The sequence below is a fragment of the Desulfurococcus sp. genome, from assembly GCF_049970475.1.
In the GTDB taxonomy this organism is placed as follows: Archaea; Thermoproteota; Thermoprotei_A; order Sulfolobales; family Desulfurococcaceae; genus Desulfurococcus; species Desulfurococcus amylolyticus.
The window spans coordinates 1-22922 of sequence record NZ_JBMFMW010000007.1 but is presented as its reverse complement, the minus strand read 5'-3'; the positions used below and the strand labels follow the sequence as shown (position 1 = coordinate 22922).

The following is a 22922-nucleotide window of genomic DNA, read 5'->3' as shown; positions in this document are numbered from 1 at the left end:
TGGAGTCCCCCTAGGTGAAACCATGAACATAGTATAATTAGAGCGAACACCTAGGGAGAAACAGAGTGGCCCCACTCCTTAAAAGCTATTCCTAGAAGATGTTGCTTACGGGGCATATATGAGTGAGTTAGAGAATATCAGTAAAGTTATAGTGGAGATACAATTGGATTTCAGCGGGGAGAGCGATGAAGCGTTGAGGCTCTTATTCCAGGTAGCTGAGGAACTCTTAGACAGGGATGGCATATGGGTTGAAATAATACCCGTCCACATATGGCTGGACGATCCCTTGGAAGCTGAATCCATGGATCTACCACGCATATTCATAAACGGCAAGCTACGCTTTATTGGGAAAGTTCCCTCTAAGAAGGAGTTAAAGTCAGCCATAATGGAGCGTGTTGGAGTAACCCCTGTTAATAAAGAGGAAAGCGGTATCAATGTAACCAGACTATATGATGGCGGAGTAGGCGATGCCGTCCTGATTGCGTAGGGGACTTTATCCTCTTTACACGTCTAACCCTGCTCTCCTCAATGTATTTATGATTTAAATAATGAATCAATTACTTAAAATAGTTAAAGTGTCTTGGTGAAAATATATTCAAAAAATATATAAGGGGATTTAAACAAAGATATTATTGCAGAGCCGCCCACCATCATGGGAGAAAAGCAAGTATACAGTATTACAATAATTATTTTTAAGTAATATGCTGTTTTCAGTGTTTAAAACATACACGAGTAAAGCGGACAATTTAGAATACGGTGCCGACCCAGCTGATGAGGCATCGAGATGTCAGTAATTTAGGAAGATGGTGGGTGGCGATGAAGCATTTTTCTCCTTAAGCCACATGCCTGTCTCCTCATGACCTTCCCAATATCCTTAATGAAGCCGCTGTAGGGCTTATAGTCTCTACAGTGTTGCTTGGCAACACGTGAATCGGCTTAGTCCATTCGTGCAATCACTATAGTTCCTCCAAGTATATCTTTAAGCTTCTTTAAAGCCCTATACGTACACCTCCTTCGCTACCCTCTTAGCTACTTCTAAGATCTTGTTAAGCACCTCATCTAGACGTACGCTGGTGTTACACTCACATCATCACCTCTTTCTAGGTTTTACTCTGGTGACGAACTTAGATTTCTTATCACCGGGTGTTTTGAAGACTAAGGAGAGATGAAGCCATAAGGAGAAGTACCACGTGGAGATAGGAAAGTCCATAGTTGATCCTCAGGTGGGCTTCTACGATTTACGTTCAGAGGAGTGTTGGCATCCGATTTCGGCTACTTAAGCGAAATAGCTATAATTATATAGAAACATCATGTGATCTAATTCATGTAGTCAGTTAGTTTTCTATCCTTGGATCTAACAGCTTTTGTGAAGTTTTCTAATCTCTTGATTAGTTCTTCATCTATTTTCGCTATCTCTTTTGATTTAAGGTATTGAATGGGTTTTCAATGTTTTGCCATCCACGTCCACTAAATAAGGTTCTCAAGGTATCTGTTTCTGCTACAATGTTCTTTATGTTCATTTGTTTAACTATCCTCTCTATGAAATGCCTTGTCCTGTTCTCATATATGAGTTTCTTAATCTCTTCAATGCCCTGAATCGATACTGCTGGGTTTGCAAGCATCTTGTCTATGCTTATGTAGGTGTACCTCTTTCTATTTAACAATTTTTGCTTCTTTATATGATTCATCTCTACGCAACTTCTCTATAACTTCTCTGAGTATATACTTCCTTTTGCGGTTAGCGCCAAACACATCTAGTTGTGCAAAGTAGGAGGCCGGATCTCTCGCTGGCAACTCTTCATACTTCTTTGCAACTCTACTATATTTCACGTTAACGCCGTAAACTGCGTCTGCCCCTGAAATCTCTTCTCGTAGATTCTTCACATAGTCTAGAACGTAGTTATGGATGGTAACTTGGATATGGGATTGGAGCTGTTATAGTCTACACATAGAAGGTTAGGTACCATGTCATTGCTTTTGCTAAGCATAATTTATATACATCTTAATTATTATCGTAGTAGCAATAGTATTTACTAGGAGAAAACACTAATAGACCCAGCAAACAGAAGCTTCAAATCAACTTTCTACATCTAATAACTTAAAAATTAAACGCGTAATACAGCCAGCTACAGGAACATCTACGGCTTCTCAATCCGTTTCAATCCGTTTGTCCCCAGAGGGTCATACCATGTAGTCTAATGTCGGGTTTACATAGATACACACGTTCTCCATTAATCCTCCTCTTCACTAGACTTACTAACTACACTCTCAATCCTCCTATGCCATCCCCTTACATGATATGTTTTCAGGTGTGAGATGAGATCATCTACTGTGAAGAAATAGGAGTTCTCGAATTGATAGTTCTCAGGTGGTTTACCACCTAGGCAGCTTGACACGGCATGTATACATATAGGGCATGCTATTAACCCAGTGTATCTATCCCTGCATGTCTTAATCACTATTCCATCTACATTTATCTCGAAGGGCTCCCATTTGGGCTCCCAGGTATATGCCATACAGCATCACCTCAGCCGGTTGATCCCTCCTCATTCCGGGGACTCAGTTGTGGGCATTCATCACTGCTTCTTAACCATCTAGCATAGTCTCTTAAAAGATTGAATAATAACTGTACCTTATTCAATCTGTATTCCACAATGTATCTTGGTAACCCATATCGTTGTGTGAGAAACCTGGTTGAGGCCTTTCTAAGGAACTCTAACTCTCTAATCAGGCTTTCCTCGTGTCTAAACCCCATTCTAATACTCCACCTAAACGTATTTAAGCTGAATAATACTATTCGAGTAGTTCTCCAGAGTGAAGCTGTTGGAGTCGAGCCTGACTATACTATAGCCCTTCACATGCTTCAAGAACTCGTCAATAGGCTTCAACGGCAGTGAGACACCCGTGAACCAGTAGTGTATTGGTAGTATATTTACGGGTCTCACCTCCTCTACTATGCTCCACGCCTCCTCGGGCTCTATGGTAAAAGTACCTCCAACCGGGATGGCTAGTAAGTCTACTCCCTTAAGCCTGGAGATTATATCCCAGCCAGGTTTCTCACCTAGATCCCCTAGATGCGCGATCCTCTTGTTGCTGACTTCCACTATGTATACGGTATTCTCACCCCTCCTCCTCCCTCTTTGTTTATCATGGTATGTTGGCAGACCGGTTATCTTTACATCATCTATCACGACTTCGCCCCTGAAAGACTTCAGGACCCTAGTCTTCACCTTGTCTCTGGCGACAACGTCCACTGCATTATGGTCGAAGTGATCATGCGTGACCAGTACAAGGTCTGCCTTAACCTCAGGCCTCTTTATTCCTATACTGTATCCATCATGGGGATCGATTACAATAGTGTATCCATCATCCCTCCTTAAGGATATACATGCATGGCCATACCATGTTACCGGGAGCATCAGCCTTTACCCCCTTCAACGTATATATTACCTCTACATGTTTTTATCTTTAACTAGTGCAGGTGTTTCTAGTGTTGGATCTAGCCATAGTATTAATGATAACACTGCCACAACTATGGTTTTACATAGTATACGCCGTGTTCGCTTGGAGAGCCGCCAACTGTAGACAGCATACTACTAGCTGTAATCCCGGAGAAGCCAGTATATCATTCATAATCCCAGTAAGGCGTGAGCCGTTGGAATACCTTGAGCAAGCAGTAGAATACGTACATGGCCTCGGCATCCGGGACTATGAGATCATAATTGTATCGGATGATGACGAGGGCTTCAAACAGGTGTTTTTCGACAAGCTCTATGAATGGAGAAGAAGAGGATTAAACGTTTGGATTATATGGAGGAGTAGACCAGTAGGGTATCGTACAGGTGCTTTAAACACAGCCCTCTGGCTCTCAAGGGGCGACTACATATACGTGTTGGACGTGGATTCCAGACTCGATAAATGCCTCCTAGACTGTGCCATGGAAATACTTAGTTCACATGAAGACACAGTAGCCGTTGTAGGGAGATGGGAACCATTGAACCTCGATACCAGGTTAAGCGAGGCACTGGGTTACTCGATGAGGTTTATTGTTGGAGCCATATATCATGGTAGAAACTGTATGGGTTTAAACGTGTTCCCACTTGGCACCGGCACCCTCTTCAAGTCCAGGTATCTTAAGGAGATCCTGAATGGATGGGATCAGGAGAGGATACAGGATGATATGGAGATCGGCTCTAGAATAATGTATCACGGATTAAAGGTTAGATACCTCAGCGACTGCGCCGTCTACGTTGAAAACCCCTCCACGTATAAGGCACTACGGATCCAGCAGTCTAGATGGGCTTACGGAGCCACTGATGTATTGATTGCAAGGTGGAGGCATATCCTTGGCTCTAGGCAAGGAGTTCTAGGGAAGATCGAGGCCATACTCTTTCTCTCGCAGTACGTTGTGCCCTCAATAGTATTCCTTGGAACAGTAATGCTTGCGGTAAATGCCTTCATAAAGCCATTCGATGTGTTAATGAGGCATGCCTACTTGATCATAGCGCTAGCTATCTCGCAATGGTTTTTCGGCAGATACTACTATAGAGAGGTGAAGAGACATATCGGCTCAAGTTGGAGGACCCTTGTGAACATGGGGAGAAGCGCAGCTGTAACAACTGCTTTATCACCTTACTACCTGTACTCGACTCTTAAAGCCCTGTTAAGGATCAGGGTTCAATACGCTAGAACACCTAAGGGAATGTATCAGCTGAGTTCATCCAGGATTAGAATACCATGGGAGCTAATACTAGCCGTCCTCTACGCTGTCACAGGAATAATATATTTACTCAATAATGCCATCCTCTCAGGCCTATGGTTGATTGCCAACTCCAGTGCATATAGCTATGTTGTTTATAGGTGGCGTAAAGATGTATTCTTCAATTAGTAGTGCATACACTGGTTGAAAAATCAAGTAATAGGTGGGGGAAACGACTATAAGCGTATTTAATGGGGATTTCACAGTTGCAGAGGCCATGGATGTATTAAGACCATATGTAAAGGAATGGTTCACCAGGAAATACAGGGAACCAACGCCCGTTCAGAGGAAGACCATACCCCTCGTTAAAGAAGGGTTTAACATACTGGTTTCAAGCCCTACTGGAACCGGTAAGACCCTGGCAGTCTTCCTCGGGATAATAGATAATATCTACAAGCAATATGAGGAAACAGGTAAGATGCCCGAAGGTATTTACGTGGTATATGTGAGCCCGCTTAGAGCACTTAACAACGACATGAGGAAGAACCTGTTGGAACCAATTGAAGGCATTGTTAACGAGGCAAGGCGCATGGGACTGGAACTCCCCCCTATAAAGATAGCTGTTAGAACCAGCGATACCACTCAGAGCGAGAAGCAACGCATGAACAGGGATCCCCCGCACATATTGATAACGACCCCTGAGAGCCTTGCAATATCGTTGAATGCCCCTAAGTTTAGGGAGAAGCTAGCTAACACTAGGATACTCGTGGTCGACGAAATACATGAACTAGCCTCAAGTAAGAGGGGGAGTCATCTAGCTGTAAGTATAGAGAGACTTGAGAACCTAGCCGGAAGGCCCCTCCAAAGAATTGGGTTAAGCGCAACGATATCTCCTCTTGAAGAAGTTGCATTATTCCTAGCCGGTTACAATGATAAAGGAGAGCCCCGGGACTGCATTATAGTTGATGCTAGATTCGATAAGAAGATGGATATAAGGGTTGTTTCCCCAATCAGGGATTTAGCGCGAGCATCCGCCGAGGAAATCAATGAGTCAATATATGGAGAGCTGAAGAAGATAATATCAAGGCACCGTACAACACTAGTATTCACCAACACTAGGAGCGCTACCGAGAGAGTAGTATTCAAGCTCAGGAAGATCTTTGAGAAGGAGGGAGTAATAGATATAGATGATATAGAGGCACACCATAGTAGTCTAAGCAGGGATACCAGGATTGAGATAGAGAATAAGCTTAAGAACGGGGAATTAAGAGCCATAGTGAGCTCGACATCACTGGAGCTCGGGATAGACATAGGCTACATCGATATCGTGGTCTTGCTTAGCTCCCCTAAGAGCGTTACAAGGCTTCTACAGAGAATTGGGAGGGCTGGACACCATATCAGGGAGGTTAGTAAGGGTAGGATAATTGTAGTAGACCGCGATGACCTACTTGAGTGCACTGTACTATCTAAACTAGCCCTCGAGAGGAAGATAGATAGGATCAGGATACCGCGTAATCCACTTGACGTCCTCGCCCAACACATCGTTGGAATGGCGTTAGAGCGGAAATGGAGGATCGATGAAGCCTATAGTCTTGTGAAGAGAACATATACATTCCATGATCTAAGCTACGATGACTTCCTCTCGACGCTGAGATACTTGGCTGGACAACTGGGAGATTTCTACGAGTATCAAAGAGTCTACTCCAAGATATGGCTGGATGAAGAAGAAGGCGTATTCGGCAGGAAGAAATCCACACGAATGATATACTATCAAAACATAGGGGTTATACCAGATGAAAGTAAAGTACACGTGTTCACGGTGGATAATAAGTACGTTGGAGACCTCGAGGAGGGATTCGTAGAGTACTTATCACAGGGAGACTTATTCGTGCTAGGTGGTAGAGTATATGAGTACCTATATAGCAGGGGTCTCAAGGTCGTGGTTAAGCCGGCGGATGGACAAAGACCCACAGTTCCCTCCTGGTTCAGCGAGATGCTGCCCCTCTCCTATGACTCAGCCAGGGAGGTTGGATGCTTTAGACGTGTAATCGCTGAAATGCTTGATGAGAAGGACCGTGAAGAAGTGGTTGAGTACCTTGTAAAGGAGTATAAGCTGCAAAAACATGCGGCCGAGACTATTTGCGACTACATAATGGATCAAAAGCTCTATACAAAGGGACTCGTGCCTTCAGATAAATTGATACTTATAGAAATATATGATGAGCCAACACGGAGAAATATAATCGTACACTCGATCTTTGGACGAAAAGCAAACGACGCTCTTGCCAGGCTATATGCTTACACCGTGGGGCAGAGACTAGGGGTGAATATCAGGTTAACGGTAACCGATAACGGCTTCATGCTTACGATCCCCGGTCATCCGCAAGGCAAATGGGTTGAGTGGTTTAAATCAATACCACCGGATCAAGCGTGGGACATGCTGGAGAGAATTATTAGAAGAACAGATCTACTCAAACGGAGGTTCAGGCATACTGCTGTCAGGAGCTTTATGCTATTGAGAAAATACAGGGATACGGAGAAAAGCGTTAACAGGCTACAGGTTAATGCTGAGGAATTACTGAAGGCCGTCGAAGAGATACAGGGATTTCCGGTTCTCAAGGAGACTTATAGGGAGATCTTAATGGATTACATGCATATAGATGAAGCGATAGAGGTCCTTAGTATGGTCAGAAACGGGGAGATAGAGGTGGCACTACTAGGACCACTTGATGTACCAAGTCCCTTCGCGCATAGCATAGTCGTGCATGGATACAGTGACGTGGTGTTAATGGAGGATATGCGTAGAATGCTTATAAGACTCCACGAGCTCGTTAAGGAGAGGTTATCCAGTTCTAACATGGATACGTGGAATACCATTAATTAAGTAGGATCATGTATTTAGAGATATAGGGATCGACTATGAGCCTGGAGGTACAGGGGCTTTCAGTGGCTGTAGACGATAGGATAGTACTTAGAGACATCTCATTAACAATTCCGCAGGGTGAGCTGCATATCATAATGGGCCCTAATGGCAGTGGGAAATCAACTCTCCTGGCATCATTAATGGGGCTACCCTACTTGAAAATTATTTCCGGTAGGATATACTTTGATGGAAGAGATATCACCAAGCTACCCCCGTATGAGAGGGCCAAGCTAGGTATCGCTTTAGCACATCAGAACCCTCCAGAGGTCAAGGGAGTTAAGTTAAGGGAGATAGCGAGGTTCATGCTCGAGAAATATAGATGCGATGACTCAGCCATGTTTTCAAAGCTACTTAAAATAGATCCTTTACTGGATAGAGATCTCTTCCTTGGGTTCAGTGGAGGCGAGAAGAAGAGGGCTGAACTCTTTCTTTCACTACTGCAGTCGCCTAGGCTAGCTATGCTGGACGAACCCGACAGCGGTGTTGATGTGGAGAGTGCTGAGATCATTGCCCATGCAATAGAATTATTGATCCATAAGAAGAGCTCAGTTATACTTGTAACCCATACGGGCTTGATAACCAATAAGCTGAACAGAATAGACGGGGTCCATTTATTAATAGACGGTAGTATAGCCTACAGTGGCTCACCAGATGAAGTGCTCCCTGTAGTCTTCAAGTTCGGGTATAGGCGTGGAGTAGAAATTCTGAAGGGCGGTAAGAATGGTTAAATATAGTCTTGAGGAAGTTGAGAAAGCGCTATATAAGCCATCCACTTACGGTCCCGACGTAGATTTAGGACTATATACTAGTGACTCAGCGAAGACGACTGAAATCAGTGGCAGAGACGAAATTCCCGTTGAAGCCAGGAAGGCTGGTGAGAGATTCGGTATAAACGTTGAATCAGCGATGTATATACAGGTTGATGAGTCAGCACTATACCGCTCACTTGAGAAGGCCCTTGGAAAATACGGTGTGAAAATAATGCCTACAAGGCTAGCTCTTGAGAAGACTGATCTAGGGAGGGAGGTTTCATGGAGGCTCATAGATCCACGTAGCGACAAGTATACGGCATCAGCCTTTCTTCATGGCGGTGAGGTAGGGTACTTTATCTATGTTCCAAGAGGGGTTAGGGTACCGGTCCCCATATATACCTGCCTAGCCATAACTAGTAACCGTAGAATACAGTACGCGCATAATATAGTATTCGTGGACGAGGGCGCCGAAGCCCACGTGGTAACAGGATGCGCCGTACCCCACGGGGTAAGGGAAGGCGTCCATATAGGTATTTCAGAGTTCTATGTCTCCAGGAACGCGAGGCTTACATTTACAATGATGCATGCATGGGCCGAAGGCATGCATATAAGGCCTCGTACAGCCGTGAGAGTTGAAGAGGGGGGTGAGTACGTTAGCTATTATATCATATATAGCCCGGTGGCGAGCCTGCAAACGTATCCAAGGGTAGAATTATCCACAGGAGCGAGAGCATACCTTGCATCAATCATAGCTGGCAGTGGCAATGGGATATATGATCAGGGTTCAGCCGCTATTCTACAGGGTAAGAATAGTTCAGCCGAAGTGGTTTCACGTGCCGTGGCCGGTGGGTATTCAGAAATATATGCCAGGGGCAGCATTGAGGCATTCGAGGCAGAGAGTAAGGGACATATAGAGTGTCTTGGATTACTTATCTCGGAGAACGCGTTAATATCCTCAATACCCATGATAACATCAAGGAAGCCAGGGGCTATTTTAACCCATGAAGCAGCCATAGGCATGATAGCTGAGAAGGAGATACAGTACTTGATGAGCAAGGGGTTCACTGAGGATGAGGCTAAATCAGTTCTTGTCAAGGGCTTCATGAGTATAAAGGCACCGGGTATACCATTAACTGTGGAGAGAGAAGTTGAAAGACTACTAGATATAATTACGAGGAGCGCTCTTGGCTGAGAGTTACCACCTTGTCTCCTTCACTCCAAGCATGTAGGCGATATTGTTCGCCGCCACGTGTAGGATGAATATTAACGCGAGCGTTGACAGCACGTAGTCGGGACGGCTTATAACATCCACTACACCGAGAAGAAGGTATGAGAGAGTCGTCATCAATGCAAAACTAAGCTGGTCAATTATAGGTAGAGGTCTCCCCGGTTTTAATCCAAGCCTTCGTTTTATAAAGGCCCCTACTAGGTCTCCGAGCATGCTTGAAACACCAGCTACTACTGAGAGTACTTGTATACAGGGATCCCCGAAGGCTATCCCCACGGCTGAACCAGTTAAATATGAGTTGATCACCCCTATTGCAAACCCCTCCCAGGTCTTGTGATTCCCTAGAATAGGTTTACCATCAATGAACAGTCTCCCCTTATCTATGACTTTATCACCCTTCACTAGTAGTGGAGAGGCATTAGCGATCATTGCTGGCAAGTAGTATTTAACGATCCAGGCAATATAGGACTCTATATCCATTCTACACCCTCCCTTGTTATTCTAAAGCGATGAATCTTCTCCCCGCCCATGTGCTTTGGCTTAACTATCCTAGCATATCTCACTGAGTCCCCTATATTTAGCTCTATTATCACGTCAAAGTAGTATTCTAATACAGGTTTACCCACAGGCTCACTCTCACCCTCCCGGGTTCTCACCTGTGCCGAGGCGAACATTTTTCCACCTGCATCCTCGACAACCCTCCTAATTGATGCCACCACGTATGCGAGCCTCGACATGGAATTCTCCGCTAGTGGTTCAAGCCTGAATAAGGAGTTTAAGCTATCTACGAAAATAACATTGGATCCATAGAGGTAGATTAATGTAGCTAGCTCAACAAGTTTATTGAAATCATATACCTCGGTGAATAATACATCACGGTATTTATCCGGGTTTACAGCCACCTTCTCATAGTGTAAGGTCTCCTCAGTGGACATATATAGGCACTTCACATTCCTGCAATAGTTACCGGCTATGGTTATCAGCATAGATGTCTTCCCAGAGCCGGCTACACCGTAAAACAATATTGTAGCTGCATTCCTGATCAATTCATCAATATCCCTGTTACCAGTATAAAACTCTATAAAAATCACCTTCCAAGTATTCTATGTATTGAGAGGAGTAATATTGGTGACTCACTGATTTGCAAAGGCGGCCACTGGTTATAGCCATATACGAGCCCAAGTGGTTTATACATGTACTCAGCGTTCTACGTGAGAGAAACATCTTTTTTAGCCATTACTATACCAGGGATGAAGTCCCATACGGTAGCATCCTATACACGGACTACTCACTGTTCTCTGAGGAGGTAGCCGGTAGAAGCGATATACTCGTCTTCTATGACCCTACCCATGACTGCAGGATCTTAGAGAAGGCTATCCTAGCCAGCTACTTGAAAGATATATATAATGAGCTAGTGGTCGGCGTGGATCCTGGTAGGCGAATAGGCTATATAGTGGTAGGTGACGGCGAATACATAATACATGGTATAGGAGAATACATAGACTTAATCCATGTGGTCAACTACTTGAAGAAGTGCGTACCCGCTGAGAGAATAATCATAAGAGTCGGCTCAAGACACAGAGGCATTGAATTAGCGTCAATACTTAAAAAAGACACAGGGATGAAGGTGGAAGTTGTCAGTGAAGATGACACCACGCCTAGCTCCGTAAAGATTGATGACGCTAGGTTACTGGGGTCGAGGATAGGAAGGATAAAGCCGTTTAGAGAGAAAGACGTATATGCTGCCTACAAGATCGCCATGAAGAAGGGAATAGAGGTGGTTTAAACTGCCTCGTTTAAACCTCTCAAAGGGAGAGGCCGTCAGGGTATTCGGTCCTATGTCAATAAGCATCCTCAAGGGGTCTATTACTATATTGGGGAAAACAGTTAGAAGCGATGAGAAGGTGATCATCCATAGGTTCAGAAACTATATCATAGAGGCCCTTGAAGACACCGAACTAGATATAGTCATGGCTAATGAATCCGATATACAGCCGGTCGATGTTGAAGACCCTTACAAGTTGAGAAACACCCTGGCCGTGGAAATAGTTTCAAGCGGGCTCAGGAAAATCATTGTGATAGGTGATACGGATTCAGGCAAGACGTCTTTCACCACACTTCTATTAAACACCGCGATCTCGGCTGGGTTAAAACCCTGCATAATCGATGGGGACATAGGGCAGGCCAATGTAGGGCCACCGGGATTCATATCACTCGGAGTCCCCGTCAACCAGGTTCTCTGGAACACTGAGATCCCTGCCTACATAATGAGGTTCGTAGGCGATATCCGTCCACAGAACTATATCTACTTGATTCCAAGAGAACTCCGCTGGCTAGCTGAAAAGGCTGAATCATCGGGATGCAACATGGTTGTTATTGATACCGATGGATGGGTGAGGGATTCAGTTGCGATACACTACAAGCATTATTTAATCGAAGTAGTGGAACCGGACGCCCTCGTGGTTATCGGGGGTAAATTAAGCAGGTACTTTAAAAAGTATGAGAAGATAGGGGTAAAGGTGTATGAAGTACCTGAGCCCCGTGTTAAGCGGGCCCGTAACAGGGAGGAAAGAAGACTCTTAAGAAGCATGAGGTACAGGGATTTCCTAGCTGATGCACCATTGAGAAAGATAGAAATGAATTCTGTACTTATCACTGGTCACCCATTATTCCATGGATATCCTGTCGATGCATCTAGCTTGATCGACCTAATAGATGGTAGGGTAATATATGTGTCTCAGCTAATGGATGAGCTCCACGTCTACGGCTTCATAAAGACGTATAATGGCGAGGAGATCGCCAAGAGGCTTGGAGCTACAAAGGTAAAGATATATCAGCCAGGGTTCGAGAGAAATATCTATTGCGGGATTAGATCCCTAGGGGGATCAGATTATCCCTGCATAGTTGAGAAGCTGAGTTTCGAGGATAACACAGTGGTCATTAGAACCAGATATCAGGATAGAATAGATGTATTAAAACTCTCCCCCATTAAACTTAGAGATGACTACACAGAGGAGTTTATTGAGGTGTAACACTTGGATCTCAAAGCAGTTGAGAAACTAGCTGGTTTCCTCAACAAGGAAATACTTGACCTAGGCACAGTGAATCCAGAGTACACTGTAACCAGGGCAGCATGGAGGAACAGAGATAAGGTCATTGTTTTCAGAGTTAAGGGGAGGGAATGGGTAACTGGTTACTCTAACCTAGTTACTAGGAGACATGACATCTATAGGTTATTCAATGTAAGGAGTGATGAGGAATTATATAGGCTTATGGAGAAAGCATTAAACAATCCAATACACCTCGAGAAAGACGACTTCGAGAAATACTTTAAACGCGTTGACGGATTACTCGATACACTCCCATTCATAAAGTACTATAGGGAGGATGGGGGATACTATTTAACCAGTTCCGTCTTCATAGCATGCTATGAAACCTACTGTAACAGTAGTTTCCATAGAGTCATGTATCACAGTAATGAGAAAGCGACAGTTAGAATAGTTCCAAGACACCTATACTACATAGTTGGTAGGAGACATGAGGGGGGAGACGACGCTCCAGTCGCATTAGTCCTCGGATTAAACCCGTTTCAAGAGCTAGCTGCCGCAATGAACCCCCCGCTTGGTGTTTTCGAGGTCGGTGTGGGGGCTGCTCTAGGTGGTGGGAGTAAGGTTGTTGAGACACCATTGTTTAAAATACCTGTCCCGGCGGACTCCAGCATAATTGTTGAGGGCTTTATAACCCGTGATAGAGATAAAGAAGGGCCTTTCACAGATATATTAATGCTGGTGGATCAAGAGAGACGGGAACCCGTCTTCAAGCCTCTCGCCGTCTACGTATCCAGAGAGGAGTCTCCTGTGTTCCATGCCATAGTACCTGGTTCATGGGAGCATCAATTCTTAATGGGGTTCCCACGGGAACCCATAATATACAGTGCTGTAAAGAGAAGTGTGCCTGGTGTGAAATCCGTTAGACTGACCGAGGGAGGAAGTGGCTGGCTTAACGCTGTAATCTCTATAAAGCAGTCTTCCCCGGGCGAAGCGAAGCTGGCTGGACTAGCTGCGGTATCAGCGCATCCTAGCATTAAGCATGTCTTCGTTGTGGATGAGGATATAGATGTTGATGATCCATTGATGATTGAATGGGCGATGGCAACAAGGATGAAAGGCTCGAGTGATATAATAGTTCTAAGAGATGTTAAAGGCAGCACATTAGATCCCAGGAGCAGTGAAGGGGTTGGAGATAAGGTAATATTCATTGCTGTTAAGCCCTGGGGAGAACCCTGGGATAAATATAGGAGGGTTGGAATACCATAATGTATTTAACACCTGAGCAAGAAGCAATGCTAAAGGGGGAGTATGGCTGGAGCACTGCGAAGGCTATGGAGATCATTGTTAAAGTAGGGGAATCCCTTGGCGCCGAAAACCTCGTTAAAATAGTGCACGCCCATATATCAGGTGTCTCATTCTCCAATATAGGTGAACATGGTACTAGATTTATAAGAGACTTCTATGAGAAGGGTGGGAGGGCAAGGGTATATACCACGATAAATCCTGGATGCGTTGACTATAGTGGCTTACAATCCATTATAGATAATAGCCTAATAAATGCTCAGAAAGACATCGATAACGCTCTCGTTAAGATGGGCTTCAACCCTGTATTCACATGTATACCATACTGGTATAGGCCTCCATCACCAGGAGAGCATTTAGCATGGGGCGAGAGTAGTGCAGTAATATTTGCGAACACATTCTACGGTGGATACACGAATAGGGAAGGGGGGCCTATCGCGCTGGCAGCAGCTATAACGGGTTACACATATAATGCTGGACTACACCTCTCAGAAAACCGGAGGGCTACAGTCCTTGTAACCACGGCACCTGATATCGATAGACAGGTCATTGGGGCCGTTGGATTATGGATAGGCGATAACATTAGGGAGATAACGGTTATCCCTTTTGCCAAGCATCTCACCTTTCCAGAGCTTAAGATACTCCTGGCATCCATGGCTGCCTCAGGCTCCCATGCAATGAGTGTTGTACCTGGTCTAACTCCTCGAGGAACCTATATCGAGGAAATCGAGGAGAAAATCGTGGTTGAAAAAAATGATATCGATAAATACATTGGGGATGAATATCCTAGGGGTAGCTTAGTGCTCGGGTATGTAGGGTGTCCCCATACAACGCTTATGGAGTTAATGGAGGTAGCCAGGCTCTTAGAGAGGTACGGCTCCCCGAGAAAGGGGAGACTACTACTCACCATTCCAGTCGAATACACGGAGAGATATAGGTTGTTGATCAACAGACTGAAGTCCAAGGGCGTAGAGATAGCGGCGGGCACATGTCCAGTGGTCTCTAGGCTACGGAGGAAATACGATGTCGTCGTAACCAATAGTGGTAAAGCGGCATTCTACCTCAGGAAAATACATGGGTTAAAGGTCCGGATAACAGGGCTTAGAGAGGTGATAGAATCTGTATACTCATAGCTGGCGCGTGAAACCAGTGGTAGACGGTGATTGTGAGGGTGAAGTAGTATTGGTGGACCAGTATATGAGCTTCCTCGGCGAGGTAGATCCAGTCCGTGGCATTGTAAAAACTGAGAAAGAGGAGATCAGTGTTGAAGGGAAAATACTTGTGTTCAAGGGTAGCAGAGGCAGTACCGTTGGTTCTTACGTTATCTACGCTATGAAGCAATACGGTAGGTCACCACTTTGTATGTTGGTTAAGGAGGTGGAGCCAATACTGATCGCTGGATGTGTTATCGCTGAAATACCCTTACTAGTGGTAGAGGAGTATGATGACTTCGCAGGCACCCTTAAAAATAAAAACCACCGATATGTAAGATACACCCGCGGCTCAGGGATCCTTTATGCATGGTAAGGGATGCTTTATTGTGCTGGAGGGACTCGATGGAGCCGGGAAAACAACGGTAGCACGTAGGCTTGTAGAGGATCTATCCAGTAGAGGGATCCCGGCTTCATACACTTATGAGCCAACAGATTCCGAAATAGTTAGAGTCATCAAGTCTACTTATAACAATTTAAGGGACGCGTACATCGATGCATTAGCATTTGCTCTGGATAGATTAATACATGTGAAAAACTGGGTTAAACCCCTTCTGGATAAGGGTGTAACGGTTATTTCCGATAGATACTTCTATAGTAGTGTTGCATATCAATCAGCTAGTGGAGCACCGTTTGAATGGGTTATAGAGGTAAATAAGTTCGCCATGAAGCCTGATGTAGCAATCTACCTTGACATAGAGCCTGAAGAGGGTTTATCCAGGAAGTACATGCATACATCAAGGTTTCCAGAGTACGAGGAGAAGGAGTTCCTACAAAGGGTTAGGAGCATGTATCTGAGAATGGTGGAGATGGGTCTCTTAATATATATTGATGCATCGAAACCCCTTAGTGAAGTATATGGTAGGATATGGGATATAGTATATGGGAGACTGATCAGTATGAACAGCCGGGTTTATGATACTTAAGCTTCTTTACGGGGTATCCCGCTTCCTAGCAATAATCTTTAATCGTGCAACCCTTTCAAGTACTTCAAGCCATTTAATTATCTCAGTTGAATCGATATCCGGCTCACTTATCAATGAATCTATGGCTCTAATAGCCGTTGCCTCCACCTTTTCCAGTAACATTGAGAGTGCCGCCCTTGAATAAACTTCCTTAGCCTCTTCATCGGTTTTAACCACATGTATCCTACCATGCAGAGGGCACACCACTTCTCCGCTTTTCAGCTTAAATAATGGTAAGTTGCATCCCTCCACTGGGCATGTCTCGGCAAGCATTACAGCACCTGATTTGAGTAGTTCAGCCATGATTTTTATTGGATCCTGGCTGGACATGCCTTCACCTCTATTCTTAAGATTTATTTATTTAATGGTTTTTAACCAGTAGTAACGTTATGTATTAGGAGTAATCATACTGATTAAGGTGATGGAATTGAGCAGGGTACTTGATAATGAGGTTAAACTAAGAAACGCCATATACTTACTGATGAGTATAGTTAATGATACAGCCGTTCCAAGGAATATTAGGAGGGCTGCAACAGAGGCATTAAACTACCTCAGGGATGAAAGATATACACCTGGTGTTAGAGCAGCAAATGCTGTAGGGGTTCTAGACCAGGTTAGCCAGGATCCCAATATGCCTTTAAGTGCTAGAACAAAGGTATGGCAGGTAATAGCCATACTTGAAACAATACATGATTGAATTAATAAACTATAGATCTACCAATGCCCTAGTGAATACTTCACGCGTCTTTGAATTCTTCGAAATACCACATTATAAATGCGATGGCTTAATTGGCTTGAAAACAATGTGGAAACATACTCGGTTTCAATACTCTATTACAAAGGGTTCCCCGAATTTCCCAAGGCTTATTTTTTCACCGGGTTTATTGTTCACAGGTATCGCTCTAAGTGCTATAGGCTTCGATTTAACCAAGCCAAGGGAGTAGGTGTCCATTACTAACCTGGCTAGTTTTTCAATGCCTGATGGAACAATAATCATGTCTACTCCAGCAACACATGTCGATGCATAGCGTAGAAAATCCCTTGCCTTAATTAAGCCCATGCCCCCATATTTGATTAGTAATGAATCCTCGGCGTATGGTAGCATCACCTCGTTGAAGCCTATTGCTCTACGCGGATCATAGTGTTCCTGTATGAGGTTGTTGACTACGTGCAAAATATAGTTGGCACCGGGCTCTAGGAGGCTGTAACCCAGCGACTCCAGTATTTTAACAACACTCTTCTCCATCCAGGGAGATAGGCTGTAATCTATTGAAACAGGGTAGCCGATATTATTCTCTATTACCTGGGCTATATTATTGAATAACCTGAATGCGTTGTGAATAGAGTTGGAGAGTGATGAGATATTATTAGTTTCCAGCATATCTGGGTAGAGAAAGGATAAGCCTATACTCCTAACACCCCTGCTGGATGAGTCAGGGAAATAAGGAGTATGAAATGACTCATTATGGAAACCTACGGCTATCCTCGTAGCGTTTAAGGGATCCTTCTCCGCTACATCATGTATAATTCTAGAGAAATGCCTTGCATCATCAATCGTGAAATCCCCCAGAGATGGCAGAACTGGAATGTAAACCCCATTACTGGTTAAATATTCAGCATCCCTGACCCCTATCCTCCTTAAACTTACATAGCCCGCGCTGACTAGTATATCCTTATCACTAGCTATGTCGGGGAGCTTCACTAATTCATCCATGCTTAAGCTCTGCATTGAGATACGCTTTGTGAAAACCTCTAGGTTCAATTCCTTAGCTATCTCACTAATCCTGCCTAATACCTCTACACCGAGCTGGTATTCCTCCCTAATGTTACTGCTTTTACCAATGAAGAAAGTTGCAGCACGAATAACTATTTTCTCCATAAATCCACCCTGCTATCTTTAAATACGTTCCTCCTATTTAAGAAAACGGTGTAAACAGGTGGGTAGTCATGGTGACTAGTCTTAAAGGTAGACACTTCCTAACGCTAGCCGAGTATAGTAGGGAAGAATTATTATTTATGATCAGGACAGCAATGCAGTTCAAGCAGAGGTATCTAGCTGGAGAGAGGATAATACCCCTGCTGGTGGGGCGTCACCTAGCGATGATTTTCGAGAAACCCAGTACTAGAACTAGGATCAGCTTTGAAACAGCCATGAAGGAGCTGGGAGGCGACGCTATATACTTGAGCACCAGCGAGCTACAATTAGCCAGAGGCGAGACCATCGAGGACACTGCACGTGTTTTATCAAGGTATGTCGATGTGATAATGGCCCGCGTTTATGAACACTATAAGATCGAGAAGCTCGCACAGTACAGTAGGGTCCCAGTAATAAATGGGCTAAGTGATCTACATCACCCAGCCCAAGCACTAAGCGATATCTTAACAATAATGGAGAAAAAAGGCGGGGATATCACTAGGCTGAAAATAGTTTTCGTTGGTGATGGAGGCGATAATGTCCTACATAGCCTGATGCTCGCCACAGGGATACTAGGCGGAAAGATAATCATTGCCTCGCCCAAAGGCTATGAGCCACATCCAAGTGTTGTAAAACTTTTCAATGAACATGCCTCACCGAATGGGGGCTCCTATGAGATAGAGAGAGATCCATTTAAAGCAGTTGAAAATGCTGACGTAGTATACACTGATGTATGGGTCAGCATGGGACAGGAAAAGGAGAAGGAGAAGAGGATAAAGGATCTAGAACCATACAGGGTCACAGTAGAGTTAATGAACCATGCAAAGCCAGACGCGATATTCATGCATTGTTTACCAGCTCATAGAGGAGAAGAAGTAGTCAACGAAGTCATTGATGGTAAATGGAGTGTTGTATGGGATCAAGCAGAAAACAGGAAGCACGCACAGAAAGCAATACTAGCCCTCCTAACTCCATAGAGATTATCCCATTAAGGTTTTTTACTACATTCTATCATACCGTTACTAGTCAGGACCATGATAGATGGGTGCTGTGAATGAGTGTTAATGAAGCCGTGTCTAATACTATTTACAAGGTATACGAGTACTTTATGCAACATCCAAGGGCAGCAAAAACCATTATGTATATTCTTCTAGCACTTATATTGGTGTATGGTGTATACGTGAGGTTTTCACCGTATTGGTTGAACGGCTTCGAATTCTTCGAATTTGATAGCTACATAGAGTATTGGCAAGCCAAGTACGTGTATGAGAATGGCTTACTCTCATGGTACACGCTTACCAGGGATAACCCTGCAACGCATATATTCTGGTATCCATGGGGTAGGGATATAATCTACACTAGCTACCCATTTCTACCAATATGGACTGGTACAACGTATCATTTAGTGGAAGGCCTAGGGTTAACGCTGAAAGAGTGGGGAATACTGCAACCACTTATATTCGCCGCTATAGGTATAATCCTTGCATACATAACTGGTAGAGAGCTCTCAAATGGTAATAGAATAGCTGGTTTAATAGCAGCACTGCTTATAGCTATACTACCCGCTGCAACTGAGAGAACAGTTATAGGGTACATCGAGAAAGAAGGCGTTGCAATTGTCCCCTTACTACTCTACATCTATTTCTATAGTAAGTTGGCGAAGTCCATTAATAGGGATGAGTCGAGCCTGAGGAAGGCGTTATACACAGTCCTATCAGGGTTCTTCCTTGCAGTAGTAGGGTGGTTATGGGGTGGCTACGTCTTTATACTTGGTACAATGGTTGCATTCACCATACTATATCCGCTTCTAACTAGAAGCGGTGTCACAAGGGAATTTCTCATATATCAGGTGGGATTAATAGTGTTATCTATGGTCTTCGTGATGCCCTCGCCAGCTAACGCGTCAAACCTGGGGGTGTACCCGTTTAACCCACGGGAGCTTGGTACGGCATTATTATCCACCCTGATACTCCCTGTTATATACTATCTATTCAACACCGAGTACAAGAAGCTAGGGTTCAAAAAACCTCTTTTAACAAAGGGAAGATACTTTATTCTACTAGTATTGCTAGTTATTGGAGGAGCTGTGCTAATTACGCGTGGCTACATACCTATTGGCGGTAGGCTTGCATGGGCTCTTGGACTGAGATTTATACCGGCAACACCCCTTGTAGAAAGCATCGCTGAGCACCAGTCGCCGCTTTCAAGCTATAGTACCCTGGTAGGTATGCTGCATTCATGGGGGGTTTACCCTTGGCTATTCTACGCATCCCCATTGATCCTAAGCATAATAGGAGCTCTTTACTTCATCTACCGTGGGGAACCTGATAAATTATATGTATCCATAGCATTCTTGCTAGCATTCTACTCGTATCTTAATGCAGCCTACATGATAGCTATAGCCGCTTATTTCGGTACATTGGTTATGGGAGTCTTCATCGGGAGGTTATTCGAATACATAATGCCAACATCCCAGGAGTTAATAGATAGAAGAAAGGGGCGTGTCAGATATAGGCAGACCCGGGGATACCGGGTGATCGTGCTAGCTATACTAGTACTAGCCCTGTTCAATATAGGGTACGCCGGTTACACGGACTACGCATCGAATACAAGCATGATCTACACGTTAAAGGCTGGTGTCTCAGGGCTCCCCTTCTACACTGATTCCTGGTATAAGGCTGTTGAATTAATGAGAAGCCTGCCCAATGATTCCCTTGTAATAGCATGGTGGGATTACGGATATGGTATATCCGTGGATGGTGGTAAAGCCAGTGTAGCAGATGGTTCAACACTCAATGAAACGCAAATAGGTATTATTGGCTTAATAATGTCATCCATTAATACCAGTACTTCCTTCGAGCTCGCTGGGCTCTTTAACCCTCCATTAAACAACACGTATTTAATGGCTATAGATTCATTCATTGTATCAAGCGATAACACCAGTGTAACCATATGGCCGATAATGACTGGAGGCATGCCCGGCACCGTTGATATACCAAAGAGTATCTGGATGATAAGAATAGGGAACTCGACTGTTGATAGGCTAAGGGCGCTGGGAATAAATATATCATATGTGGATACCACGCGGTTCATCTACGTATATAACTTCCAGGATACCTCGATAATTTCACCGGTATTTGACTCGCCTAACACACTTCCATTACTCTACAAGATGCTGATGGATGGAGTAATGTACTGGGCTGAGTTAAACAATAAGTCCTATACATTTAAATGGTTCACGGGGTCCCAGGGACTCCTTGATTCGTCAACAGCATCAAGGATCAAGGAGGTCACCGGTTTAGATGTCAAATACTATATTCAGGCACGATCTATTTCATCAATAAACACCAGACCCCTAGCTAATGATACATATATTAAACCATTTAGGATAATAATGGAGCCATTCATTAATCCATGGACTGGTCAACCCGTAAGGATTTCAACACCTGATGGTGGCAATGGTATACTATATAGTATCATAGTGTTCTATCAATTAAACCCCGTATCCTGAAACCCTTTTTCTTTTAAAGCATTTACAAACCCATAATATGGTTAGGTAGCAAGGTGCTGACGAATGTTTAGGAGAAGCAGGGATCCTTTGAGAAAGGCCTTAGAGACGCTTTACCATGTAAGGCTGTTAAGAAATAAAATCGACATGTTGTACAATAGGGTTAGTGAGAGAAGAGACGTGCTCTTTGAGAAACTAACTGACCTAGAGTCCAAGGGTGAGAAATACCTTGCAAAACGATACGCCGAGGAAATAGCTAAGCTCGATAAATTGCTTGCAAGGCTTGCGGCCGTGCAGCTGATATTAGAGAAAATAGACCTAGCACTCCAGTATGCTATAAACATGAGGGAGTTCTCGGGGCTAGCTTCGGAGATAAATAACTTGGTTAAAGACATGTCAAAGATACCGGAGCTCAATATACCTGACTTAAACCTAGTATTCATCGAGCTACAAGCATCAGCTAGAGAACTGAGTGAGGCAAGTGAGGCGAATAGCGTTGTAGACATTAACTACTCTATCTCGGAGGGAAGCGATGTAAAAAGAATACTGGAAGAGGCCAGGGAAGTTATGAAGAAGAAACTTGAGAACGAGTTAACAGTTTAGGCATGCTTAAAAAGATGGACAACCACTATAATTGCAGAGTATATCTTCTCTCTTCTCTAACAGTAGCAAAGCGTATTTTAAACCGGTCCAGCGTATCAATCAAGTCCTTCGTAACCCTCTTCAAGAGCTCGCCTGGAACAACTACTATGTATTCACTGTATTCCCTGTTGAGTAGGCTGGAGCCAATCGCGTATGCAAGCATCTTGTACTGGTCTGATAAAGGCGTACCTGGATCTATCACCCATACCCCAACCACCTCATCTCCCTTCTCAGCAACTATATCTGGCTGGAGCGGTTTAGCATACCTGTTCTCCGATGCATCATACCCCATTTTTTCTAGTTCACTAACTACTTCCTCAATTAAGTGTTTTCTAGCTGGAGAGACCTTCTTTATCCCAATATACTTCTCTAGCTCGCCATGTTCCTCAGGACTGTAAAGCGTATATCTTCCCCTATCAACCCTGTAGAGGAATAGTTTCTCGGGGTCCTTATATCTATCCTTACTACTACTGTTAACTGTGACAAGATCTATTTCGAAATCCAAGCTCATCTCAGACCTTGAGGGATCCTTCTCCCTTGCCTTATCAACAAGCTCCTTACGTGTAAAATATATCTTTCCAGCCCTATATAATTCCTCAGCCGACTCCTTTAAGAGTTGCCAATTAGGCTTCTTCTCGACGCCCGGTGATTCATGGTTTTCACTACTACTCAAGACACCCACCATTAGAGTGAGAGCCCTCATGAATTGTTTTTGTTTTTATATGTT

General features: G+C 44.0%; 24 protein-coding genes. 15 read left to right on the top strand and 9 right to left on the bottom strand.

The genetic code is table 11. The features are described 5' to 3' along the window. The first annotated feature begins 118 nt into the window (after window positions 1-118). Complete coding sequence (locus tag ACP5N5_RS01075) at window positions 119-487, top strand: thioredoxin family protein (RefSeq protein WP_012607828.1); 369 nt, start codon at window positions 119-121, stop codon at window positions 485-487. 922 nt (window positions 488-1409) lie between these two features. On the opposite strand, the gene ACP5N5_RS01070 is transcribed toward ACP5N5_RS01075, so the two are convergent. From ACP5N5_RS01070 to ACP5N5_RS01055, 4 genes are all read right to left on the bottom strand, one after another. Then, window positions 1410-1688, bottom strand: coding sequence for a hypothetical protein (locus ACP5N5_RS01070; RefSeq protein ID WP_428131477.1), 279 nt, complete (start codon window positions 1686-1688; stop codon window positions 1410-1412). A gap of 543 nt (window positions 1689-2231) precedes the next feature. Further along, window positions 2232-2516, bottom strand: coding sequence for a hypothetical protein (locus ACP5N5_RS01065; protein ID WP_042667057.1), 285 nt, complete (start codon window positions 2514-2516; stop codon window positions 2232-2234). A gap of 11 nt (window positions 2517-2527) precedes the next feature. Further along, complete coding sequence (locus tag ACP5N5_RS01060; RefSeq protein ID WP_428131472.1) at window positions 2528-2755, bottom strand: hypothetical protein; 228 nt, start codon at window positions 2753-2755, stop codon at window positions 2528-2530. Between the two features lie 13 nt (window positions 2756-2768). Beyond that, a complete protein-coding gene (locus ACP5N5_RS01055; RefSeq protein ID WP_428131467.1) occupies window positions 2769-3419 on the bottom strand; it encodes an MBL fold metallo-hydrolase in 651 nt (216 codons plus the stop codon). Between the two features lie 71 nt (window positions 3420-3490). Here ACP5N5_RS01055 and ACP5N5_RS01050 point away from each other — a divergent pair, with 71 nt between their 5' ends. From ACP5N5_RS01050 to ACP5N5_RS01035, 4 genes are all read left to right on the top strand, one after another. Further along, window positions 3491-4888, top strand: coding sequence for a glycosyltransferase (locus ACP5N5_RS01050; protein ID WP_428131461.1), 1398 nt, complete (start codon window positions 3491-3493; stop codon window positions 4886-4888). A gap of 88 nt (window positions 4889-4976) precedes the next feature. Beyond that, entirely contained in the window at window positions 4977-7583 is a 2607-nt protein-coding gene (locus tag ACP5N5_RS01045; RefSeq protein ID WP_428131486.1) for an ATP-dependent helicase, read from the top strand. Between the two features lie 35 nt (window positions 7584-7618). After that, window positions 7619-8350 carry an ABC transporter ATP-binding protein gene (locus ACP5N5_RS01040; RefSeq protein WP_012607821.1) on the top strand — a complete coding sequence of 244 codons (732 nt, stop codon included), beginning with the start codon at window positions 7619-7621 and terminating at the stop codon, window positions 8348-8350. Beyond that, window positions 8343-9566, top strand: a complete 1224-nt coding sequence (locus ACP5N5_RS01035; RefSeq protein WP_012607820.1) for a SufB/SufD family protein — start codon at window positions 8343-8345, stop codon at window positions 9564-9566. The genes ACP5N5_RS01040 and ACP5N5_RS01035 overlap by 8 nt, the downstream gene beginning before the upstream one ends. A gap of 3 nt (window positions 9567-9569) precedes the next feature. Here ACP5N5_RS01035 and ACP5N5_RS01030 read toward each other — a convergent pair whose 3' ends face one another. Both ACP5N5_RS01030 and ACP5N5_RS01025 read right to left on the bottom strand, forming a co-directional pair. Next, window positions 9570-10082, bottom strand: coding sequence for a CDP-archaeol synthase (locus ACP5N5_RS01030; protein WP_428131454.1), 513 nt, complete (start codon window positions 10080-10082; stop codon window positions 9570-9572). Next, a complete protein-coding gene (locus tag ACP5N5_RS01025; protein ID WP_012607818.1) occupies window positions 10073-10693 on the bottom strand; it encodes an RAD55 family ATPase in 621 nt (206 codons plus the stop codon). The genes ACP5N5_RS01030 and ACP5N5_RS01025 overlap by 10 nt, the downstream gene beginning before the upstream one ends. A 50-nt stretch (window positions 10694-10743) precedes the next feature. Between ACP5N5_RS01025 and ACP5N5_RS01020 the strand changes: the two genes are divergently transcribed. Genes ACP5N5_RS01020 through tmk form a run of 6 tightly spaced genes read left to right on the top strand, consistent with a single transcriptional unit; the run spans window position 10744 to window position 16091 of the window. Beyond that, entirely contained in the window at window positions 10744-11388 is a 645-nt protein-coding gene (locus ACP5N5_RS01020; RefSeq protein ID WP_428131449.1) for a hypothetical protein, read from the top strand. A gap of 52 nt (window positions 11389-11440) precedes the next feature. Further along, window positions 11441-12634: a Clp1/GlmU family protein gene (locus ACP5N5_RS01015; protein WP_428131444.1), complete on the top strand. Its 1194-nt coding sequence runs from the start codon at window positions 11441-11443 to the stop codon at window positions 12632-12634. 3 nt (window positions 12635-12637) lie between these two features. After that, complete coding sequence (locus ACP5N5_RS01010) at window positions 12638-13918, top strand: UbiD family decarboxylase (protein WP_428131441.1); 1281 nt, start codon at window positions 12638-12640, stop codon at window positions 13916-13918. Further along, on the top strand, window positions 13918-15087 hold the full coding sequence (locus ACP5N5_RS01005) for an aconitase X catalytic domain-containing protein (protein WP_428131436.1): 1170 nt from the start codon (window positions 13918-13920) through the stop codon (window positions 15085-15087). The genes ACP5N5_RS01010 and ACP5N5_RS01005 overlap by 1 nt, the downstream gene beginning before the upstream one ends. A gap of 52 nt (window positions 15088-15139) precedes the next feature. Beyond that, the gene (locus tag ACP5N5_RS01000) at window positions 15140-15481 is read left to right on the top strand and encodes an aconitase X swivel domain-containing protein (RefSeq protein ID WP_232216801.1); all 342 of its coding nucleotides are present in this window, start codon (window positions 15140-15142) and stop codon (window positions 15479-15481) included. Continuing rightward, a complete protein-coding gene (gene tmk / locus ACP5N5_RS00995) occupies window positions 15471-16091 on the top strand; it encodes a dTMP kinase (protein WP_042667041.1) in 621 nt (206 codons plus the stop codon). The genes ACP5N5_RS01000 and tmk overlap by 11 nt, the downstream gene beginning before the upstream one ends. A 6-nt stretch (window positions 16092-16097) precedes the next feature. Here the strand turns inward: tmk and ACP5N5_RS00990 are convergent, their stop codons facing one another. Continuing rightward, complete coding sequence (locus tag ACP5N5_RS00990) at window positions 16098-16460, bottom strand: Sjogren's syndrome/scleroderma autoantigen 1 family protein (RefSeq protein ID WP_428131431.1); 363 nt, start codon at window positions 16458-16460, stop codon at window positions 16098-16100. A 97-nt stretch (window positions 16461-16557) separates the two neighbouring features. Here ACP5N5_RS00990 and ACP5N5_RS00985 point away from each other — a divergent pair, with 97 nt between their 5' ends. Continuing rightward, window positions 16558-16827, top strand: coding sequence for a UPF0147 family protein (locus ACP5N5_RS00985; protein WP_014767029.1), 270 nt, complete (start codon window positions 16558-16560; stop codon window positions 16825-16827). A 126-nt stretch (window positions 16828-16953) separates the two neighbouring features. Here the strand turns inward: ACP5N5_RS00985 and ACP5N5_RS00980 are convergent, their stop codons facing one another. Further along, entirely contained in the window at window positions 16954-18009 is a 1056-nt protein-coding gene (locus ACP5N5_RS00980; protein WP_428131419.1) for a DUF711 family protein, read from the bottom strand. Between the two features lie 68 nt (window positions 18010-18077). Between ACP5N5_RS00980 and argF the strand changes: the two genes are divergently transcribed. The 3 genes from argF (at window position 18078) to ACP5N5_RS00965 (ending at window position 22156) form a co-directional block, all read left to right on the top strand. Further along, complete coding sequence (gene argF / locus ACP5N5_RS00975) at window positions 18078-19022, top strand: ornithine carbamoyltransferase (protein WP_428131414.1); 945 nt, start codon at window positions 18078-18080, stop codon at window positions 19020-19022. 77 nt (window positions 19023-19099) lie between these two features. Further along, entirely contained in the window at window positions 19100-21556 is a 2457-nt protein-coding gene (locus ACP5N5_RS00970; protein WP_428131408.1) for an STT3 domain-containing protein, read from the top strand. Between the two features lie 63 nt (window positions 21557-21619). Beyond that, a complete protein-coding gene (locus ACP5N5_RS00965; protein WP_012607806.1) occupies window positions 21620-22156 on the top strand; it encodes a hypothetical protein in 537 nt (178 codons plus the stop codon). Window positions 22157-22181: 25 nt separating this feature from the next. Here ACP5N5_RS00965 and ACP5N5_RS00960 read toward each other — a convergent pair whose 3' ends face one another. Beyond that, window positions 22182-22898 carry a DUF7669 domain-containing protein gene (locus tag ACP5N5_RS00960; protein ID WP_198011706.1) on the bottom strand — a complete coding sequence of 239 codons (717 nt, stop codon included), beginning with the start codon at window positions 22896-22898 and terminating at the stop codon, window positions 22182-22184. Window positions 22899-22922 lie beyond the last annotated feature (24 nt).

Coding starts and splice junctions, on each gene's coding strand:
- ACP5N5_RS01070 (WP_428131477.1), bottom strand. CDS start 1,688: ATGAATCATATAAAGAAGCAAAAATTGTTAAATAGAAAGAGGTACACC.
- ACP5N5_RS01075 (WP_012607828.1), top strand. CDS start 119: ATGAGTGAGTTAGAGAATATCAGTAAAGTTATAGTGGAGATACAATTG.
- ACP5N5_RS01055 (WP_428131467.1), bottom strand. CDS start 3,419: ATGCTCCCGGTAACATGGTATGGCCATGCATGTATATCCTTAAGGAGG.
- ACP5N5_RS01005 (WP_428131436.1), top strand. CDS start 13,918: ATGTATTTAACACCTGAGCAAGAAGCAATGCTAAAGGGGGAGTATGGC.
- argF (WP_428131414.1), top strand. CDS start 18,078: ATGGTGACTAGTCTTAAAGGTAGACACTTCCTAACGCTAGCCGAGTAT.
- tmk (WP_042667041.1), top strand. CDS start 15,471: ATGCATGGTAAGGGATGCTTTATTGTGCTGGAGGGACTCGATGGAGCC.
- ACP5N5_RS00980 (WP_428131419.1), bottom strand. CDS start 18,009: ATGGAGAAAATAGTTATTCGTGCTGCAACTTTCTTCATTGGTAAAAGC.
- ACP5N5_RS00970 (WP_428131408.1), top strand. CDS start 19,100: ATGAGTGTTAATGAAGCCGTGTCTAATACTATTTACAAGGTATACGAG.
- ACP5N5_RS00960 (WP_198011706.1), bottom strand. CDS start 22,898: ATGAGGGCTCTCACTCTAATGGTGGGTGTCTTGAGTAGTAGTGAAAAC.
- ACP5N5_RS01065 (WP_042667057.1), bottom strand. CDS start 2,516: ATGGCATATACCTGGGAGCCCAAATGGGAGCCCTTCGAGATAAATGTA.
- ACP5N5_RS01030 (WP_428131454.1), bottom strand. CDS start 10,082: ATGGATATAGAGTCCTATATTGCCTGGATCGTTAAATACTACTTGCCA.
- ACP5N5_RS00990 (WP_428131431.1), bottom strand. CDS start 16,460: ATGTCCAGCCAGGATCCAATAAAAATCATGGCTGAACTACTCAAATCA.
- ACP5N5_RS01060 (WP_428131472.1), bottom strand. CDS start 2,755: ATGGGGTTTAGACACGAGGAAAGCCTGATTAGAGAGTTAGAGTTCCTT.
- ACP5N5_RS01040 (WP_012607821.1), top strand. CDS start 7,619: ATGAGCCTGGAGGTACAGGGGCTTTCAGTGGCTGTAGACGATAGGATA.
- ACP5N5_RS01015 (WP_428131444.1), top strand. CDS start 11,441: ATGTCAATAAGCATCCTCAAGGGGTCTATTACTATATTGGGGAAAACA.
- ACP5N5_RS00965 (WP_012607806.1), top strand. CDS start 21,620: ATGTTTAGGAGAAGCAGGGATCCTTTGAGAAAGGCCTTAGAGACGCTT.
- ACP5N5_RS01045 (WP_428131486.1), top strand. CDS start 4,977: ATGGATGTATTAAGACCATATGTAAAGGAATGGTTCACCAGGAAATAC.
- ACP5N5_RS01035 (WP_012607820.1), top strand. CDS start 8,343: ATGGTTAAATATAGTCTTGAGGAAGTTGAGAAAGCGCTATATAAGCCA.